Source organism: Candidatus Frankia alpina, from assembly GCF_902806485.1.
In the GTDB taxonomy this organism is placed as follows: Bacteria; Actinomycetota; Actinomycetes; order Frankiales; family Frankiaceae; genus Frankia; species Frankia alpina.
In genome coordinates this window covers 1-5188 of the sequence record NZ_CADCWT010000294.1, presented here as the reverse complement: position 1 = coordinate 5188, position 5188 = coordinate 1, and the positions used below count along the sequence as shown (strand labels likewise).

The following is a 5188-nucleotide window of genomic DNA, read 5'->3' as shown; positions in this document are numbered from 1 at the left end:
TTTTCTCTCACCTACGAAAAGGCTTGGAAGAGACCAAGATCGATGGAAACTCGGGCTAGCCCTGCAGCGCGACGACGCCACCACCGAGCTCGTGTGGGGGCACGGCGTGCTGTGCTGGCGGGTCGGCGACGCCGTGATCAGCCATCCGCTGCTCGTCACCCGGATGGTGGCGACGCTCGACCCCGACTCCGGTGTTATCCGCCTGCATCCCGACGGGCCGACGAGCCTGGAGACCGAGCCGTTGCACGGCCTCGGGCTGCCCGGCCTCGACGCGCTCTCCGCCCTGCGCGACCGGCTGCGCGGCGCGCCGGTGGACCCGTGGGACGCGCCCGGCCGCGCGGAGGTGTTCCGCCAGGTCATCGCGCCGCTCGGGCTGGACGCCCGCCTCGTCGAGGGGCCGGGCCTGCCGTCGCCCGGCGCGGCGCCCGTCCTCGTCGACACCTGGGCGCTGTACGCGCGGCCGCGGCCCGCCCTGCAGGCGCAGTTCTACGCCGACCTGCGCACCGCCCTCACCGAACGCGACGTCATTCCCGAGGCGATCGCGTCCGTGGTCGCCGAGGAGGCACTCGTCGCCGAGGCGCTCGCCGGCACCGCCGCCGGTGCCACCGTCCGGTCCGGGACGCTGGGACCGCGGCGGTCCGGGCGCGGCGCCGGGATTCGGTGTCGACGCATCCGGCGGCCTGGGCGAGCGGCTGCTCATGCCGCTGGCGACCAACGCCGACCAGGAGCGGATCGCCCGGCCAGCTCGCCGTCTCCCGCGGCGTGACCGTGCAGGGCCCGCCGGGCACCGGCAAGAGCCACACCATCGCGAACCTGATCTGCCATCTCGTCGCGCACGGGCAGCGCGTGCTCGTCACCGCGCAGGACGAGCAGGCGCTCGGAGTGCTGCGCGACCTGAGCGTCGCCGTGCTGGGGTCAAGCCGCGCGGACCTCGACGAGCTGCGCGCCGCCGTGGTGGAGATCTCCGGGGCGCTCAGCGACGTCGACCCCGCGCGGGAGACGGCGGCCGTGAAGGCACTCGCCGAGGAGCTCGACGCGGCCCGCGCCCATGCCCGCACCCTCGAACTACGCATAATCGACCTGCTGGCGGCCCAGGCCCGCGAGTTCGAGCTGCCGCACGGGCGGGAACGGGCCCCGGCGGTGGCGGCGTGGCTCGCCGAGCGGGACGGCGAGCTGTCGTTCATCCCCGACCGGCTCGACCCGACCTGGGCGCTGCCGCTGGACCCGGCGGAGCTGGCGCTGCTCTACCGCACAGCGCGCGAGATCAGCCCCGCCGACGCCCGCGCGCTCGCCCAGGAGCAGCCCGACGCCGCCGCGCTGCCGGCCGCGGTCGCCCTGGCACGGCTGCACGCCGAGCTCGACGAGGTCCGTGACGGCCTCGCCGACCTGGAGCTGGCGGGCCTGTCGGTCACCGCGCTCGACGCCCTCGGCGACGCCGCGGCGCAGGCGCTGGTGGACGACGCCCGCGGCGGCGCGGAGCGGGCGCGGCGGCTTTCGGTCGGCTGGCTCGCCGCCGCCCGGGCGCAGTGCCCCGACTCCGACGCGCAGGCCGAGTTCTGGGCCACGCAGGCCTCGGAGCTGGCGGCCGAGGTCACGCAGCTGCGCGGGCTCACCGCGCGGACTTTCGGCCACCCGGTCGAGGTGCCCGACGGCGACCCGCGGGTGCACCTGCGCCTGCTCGGGGAGCTGCGCGAGCGTTACGCCGCCGGGCGCTGGGTGCCGCGGCTCGGCGGGCGGGAGCTGCGGGAGCTGCGGGAGCTGCGCGACGCGGTCCGCGTCGACGGGCTCGTCCCGCACACCGCGGACGACGTGGCCGTCGCCGAAGCCGAGGTGCGCCGCCGCCAGGCCCTCGCCGCCACGGTGTCTCGCCAGGGCGCGATCGCCGCCGCCCTCGGCGGCGAACCCGTGCAGGCGGGTGCACTCGACGTCCTGACCCGGCTCGACGCGGCCGCCCAAGACCTCGCCGACGCCGTCGACTGGGAGCGTCGGGCCCGCCCGGAGCTCGCCGCGCGGCTACGCGCCGTCGCGCCCGGCGTCGATGACGGCAGTGATCCGGCCGCGCTGTCCCGGCTGGCCGACCTGCTCGCCGCCGCGGCCGGCCGCCGCCGCGAGCAGGAGGTCACCGAGCGGCTCGCCGCGCTCACGCGGACCCTCGAGCAGGGCGCCCGCGGCCCGCGGGCCGGCCGGCTGTGGGGCGAGCTGCAGCAGGCGCTGACGCGGCGCGACCTCGCCGCCTGGGATGCGCTGCTCGGCGAGGCCGCCCGGCTGGCGCGCGGCCGCGCGCACACGCCTGTCGGAGCGGTTGCGTGCGGTCGCCCCGCTGTGGGCCGACGCCATCCTCGACCGCTCCGGCGACGCGGCCGCCGTGGCCGGCGGCGACCCGGCGCGGGCCGCGGCGGCGTGGCGCTGGCGGCAGGCGCAGACCTGGCTCGACGACCTGCACGCCGACGGCGACCTCGCGCTGCTCGGCCGCCAGCTCGGCGACGCCTCCGAGCAGGCCCGCCGGCTCGTGCTCGACACCGCGCGCCGCGCCGCCCGCCTCGGGCTCGCGACCCGGCTCGGGGATCCGCAGCGCCGCGCGCTCACCGGCTGGGTGCAGGCCCTCGACCGGTTGGGGAAGGGCACCGGGAAGTACGCCCCGCACTGGCGGGCACAGGCCCGCACGCACATGCGCGCCGCGATGGGCGCCGTGCCCGTGTGGATCATGCTGACGTATCGGGTGATGGAGAGCTTCGACCCGGGATCCGACGACCTCTTCGACGTCGTCATCGTCGACGAGTCCAGCCAGTGCGACATCCTCTCCCTCGGCGTGCTCAGCCTGGGCCGGCGCGCCGTGGTCGTCGGCGACGACGCCCAGACGAGCCCGGAGGCCGTCGGAATCGACCGGGCCCGGGTCGGGGCGCTGATCGACGCCCACCTGCCCGACGTGGCCCAGCGGTCCCTGCTCGACGTGGAGGCGAGCCTCTACGACACCGCCGCCAGGGTGTTCCCGCGGACCGTGGTGCTCAAGGAGCACTTCCGCTGCCTGCCCGACATCATCGGGTTCTCCAACCGCTTCTATGACCATCAGATCCTGCCGCTGCGGGAGGACCCGGAGCTCGCGATCGGCGCCGCGCTGCGCCCGGTCCGCGTCACCGACGGCGCCCGGGCGCAGACCCGCTTCGGCGACGCCAACCCGGCGGAGGCACGGGCGATCGTCGAGCAGGTCGTCGCCTGCTGCGCCGACCCCGCCTACGACGGGATGACGATGGGCGTGGTCACCCTGCTCGGCGCCGGGCAGCCCCGGCTCATCGAACACGCCCTGGTCGAACGGCTCGGCGAGCGGGAGTTCTCCCGGCGGGCGCTGCGCGTCGGCGACCCGTACCAGTTCCAGGGCGACGAGCGCGACGTCGTGTTCGTCTCCGTCGTCGCCGACGACAACCGTTCCGCCGCCACCCGCCGCCGCGACCTGCAGCGGGTCAACGTCGCCGCGAGCCGCGCCCGCAACCAGATGTGGGTGTTCCACACCGTCGACCCGGCGACGCTGCGCGAGGACGACATCCGCCGCCAGCTCATCGAATACACCTACGCCGGTGCGACCCCGCAGGCCGCGGGCCGGCTCGCCGACCGCTGCGAGAGCGAGTTCGAACGCGCAGTCCTGCGCCAAATCCTCGGCCGCGGCTATCGGGTCCGCCCCCAGCACCCCGTCGGCCGCTACCGCATCGACCTCGTCGTCGAAGGAGCACCCCGCCCGCCGGTGCCCGACGCGGGTGCCGCGCGCGTCCGCGGCCCCCGCCTCGCCGTCGAATGCGACGGCGACCGGTTCCACGGCCCCGACCAGTGGGAGGCGGACCTGCGCCGCCAGCGGATCCTGGAACGGCTCGGCTGGACGTTCATCCGCATCCGCGGCTCGGAGTTCTACCGCCATCCCACCCGCACGCTCGACGGCCTGTGGCGCCGGCTCGCCGAACTCGACATCCGCCCGGACGTGGGCGTCTGATCGTTGTCGTCCGGTCAGCGGCCCGCCCCGGGCATGCCCGCCCGCGGGGCGATCTCGTCGACGAGCCCCCAGGCCAGCGCCAGCTCGGCGTCGATGGGAAGCCCGCTGAGGATCAGGTAGGCGGCCCGCTGCGGGCCGATTCGCCGTGGGATGCTCGCAGTCCCCCCGGCGCCGGGGACCAGCCCCATCGCCACCTCCGGGAGTCGGAAGGAGGCGTCGTGGGCGGCGGCGACCCGTCCGCAGAACGCGGGCAGCTCCGCTCCCGCGCCGATGCAGAGCCCGTGGACGTAGGCGGTCACCGGCAGCCCGGTGGCCAGCAGGCCCAGCGGAATGCTGCGGGTGGTCCGCACGGCGTGCGCACCGACCGGGTCGAGCATCGTGCCGAACTCGGTCAGGTCGCCACCGCTGGAGAACGACGGACCCGTGCCAGCCAGCCGGATCTCGGCGAGCTCGCTGTCGGCGGCGGCGAGCCCGAAAGCGGCCACCAACCCGTCGCGCAGGCTGATACTCACCGCGTTGTGGACCCCCGGACGGTTGAGGATCACCGTGAGCACCGCCCCGTCCCGCTCGACGAGGACGGCAGGCGCCGCCCCGGTCGCGGTCGCGGTCGCGGGGGCCGTCGGATCCGTCGCCCCGCCGGCGGCGCGCGCGCTGCGCCGGGCGCGCCACCTGGCCAGCCAGCCGGCGAACTCCGGGCCGGCCTGCAACGCCGAGTAGGCAAAAGACTCGGCGACGACAGCATCACGCACGTCGATCCTGGTACTCACGCGCAGCAACTGCACGAGGGCGGTCGCGGCGAAGGGATTCGCGGCAACCGCGGCGGCCAGGGCATCCATCGCGGCGTCGACCCCGTCCGGCGCGGTCACCCACGGCTGCGGCGCCCCCGGCTCGTCGGTGAGCAGGATGTCGAACCCGGCGGTGGCGACGCCGTCAGGGACCCACCGCAGATCCTCGGCCACCGCCACGCACACGCAGGGCAGCCGGCGGCCGCGTTCGCCGACCTTGATCGCCGCCGGGGAGGCCGCGTCGACGACCAGGATGGGCCGTTCACCGAGCGGGCTGAAGGCCTCCGGATCGGCCTGCAGATCCGCGAGCACCGCCTCGGGGTCGACGACCCGCCGACCACCCACGCCGTCCAGTCCGGCGAGCGGGTCGGAGGTGACCGGCTCAGCGGCCGGTCCGGGCACAGAAGTGTTCACATCTGAAGAA

5 protein-coding genes and 2 pseudogenes are annotated in these 5188 nt (G+C 75.9%); 3 read left to right on the top strand and 4 right to left on the bottom strand.

Annotation, left to right across the window (positions count from 1 at the left end; translation table 11 throughout):
* Both G6R25_RS28155 and G6R25_RS29915 read left to right on the top strand, forming a co-directional pair.
* Positions 1-766, top strand: a pseudogene (locus G6R25_RS28155) (hypothetical protein); the annotation flags it as partial.
* Positions 763-837 (top strand): annotated as a pseudogene (locus tag G6R25_RS29915) (hypothetical protein); the annotation flags it as partial. The pseudogenes G6R25_RS28155 and G6R25_RS29915, both read left to right, overlap by 4 nt.
* Positions 838-915: 78 nt before the next feature.
* Here G6R25_RS29915 and G6R25_RS29135 read toward each other — a convergent pair.
* The 3 genes from G6R25_RS29135 to G6R25_RS28145 are packed head-to-tail and all read right to left on the bottom strand — an operon-like array spanning position 916 to position 2286.
* Complete coding sequence (locus G6R25_RS29135; RefSeq protein ID WP_268904196.1) at positions 916-1050, bottom strand: hypothetical protein; 135 nt, start codon at positions 1048-1050, stop codon at positions 916-918.
* Positions 1051-1065: 15 nt separating this feature from the next.
* Positions 1066-1956, bottom strand: a complete 891-nt coding sequence (locus G6R25_RS28150; protein ID WP_235949333.1) for a hypothetical protein — start codon at positions 1954-1956, stop codon at positions 1066-1068.
* A 57-nt stretch (positions 1957-2013) separates the two neighbouring features.
* Positions 2014-2286: a hypothetical protein gene (locus tag G6R25_RS28145; RefSeq protein WP_235949331.1), complete on the bottom strand. Its 273-nt coding sequence runs from the start codon at positions 2284-2286 to the stop codon at positions 2014-2016.
* Between the two features lie 16 nt (positions 2287-2302).
* Here G6R25_RS28145 and G6R25_RS28140 point away from each other — a divergent pair, with 16 nt between their 5' ends.
* Positions 2303-3979, top strand: coding sequence for an AAA domain-containing protein (locus tag G6R25_RS28140; protein ID WP_235949328.1), 1677 nt, complete (start codon positions 2303-2305; stop codon positions 3977-3979).
* A gap of 14 nt (positions 3980-3993) precedes the next feature.
* Here G6R25_RS28140 and G6R25_RS21145 read toward each other — a convergent pair.
* The coding region (locus G6R25_RS21145; RefSeq protein ID WP_419469396.1) for an enoyl-CoA hydratase/isomerase family protein at positions 3994-5188 on the bottom strand (1195 nt) is incomplete at its 5' end.

Coding starts and splice junctions, on each gene's coding strand:
- G6R25_RS29135 (WP_268904196.1), bottom strand. CDS start 1,050: ATGGGCGCGGGCCGCGTCGAGCTCCTCGGCGAGTGCCTTCACGGCCGC.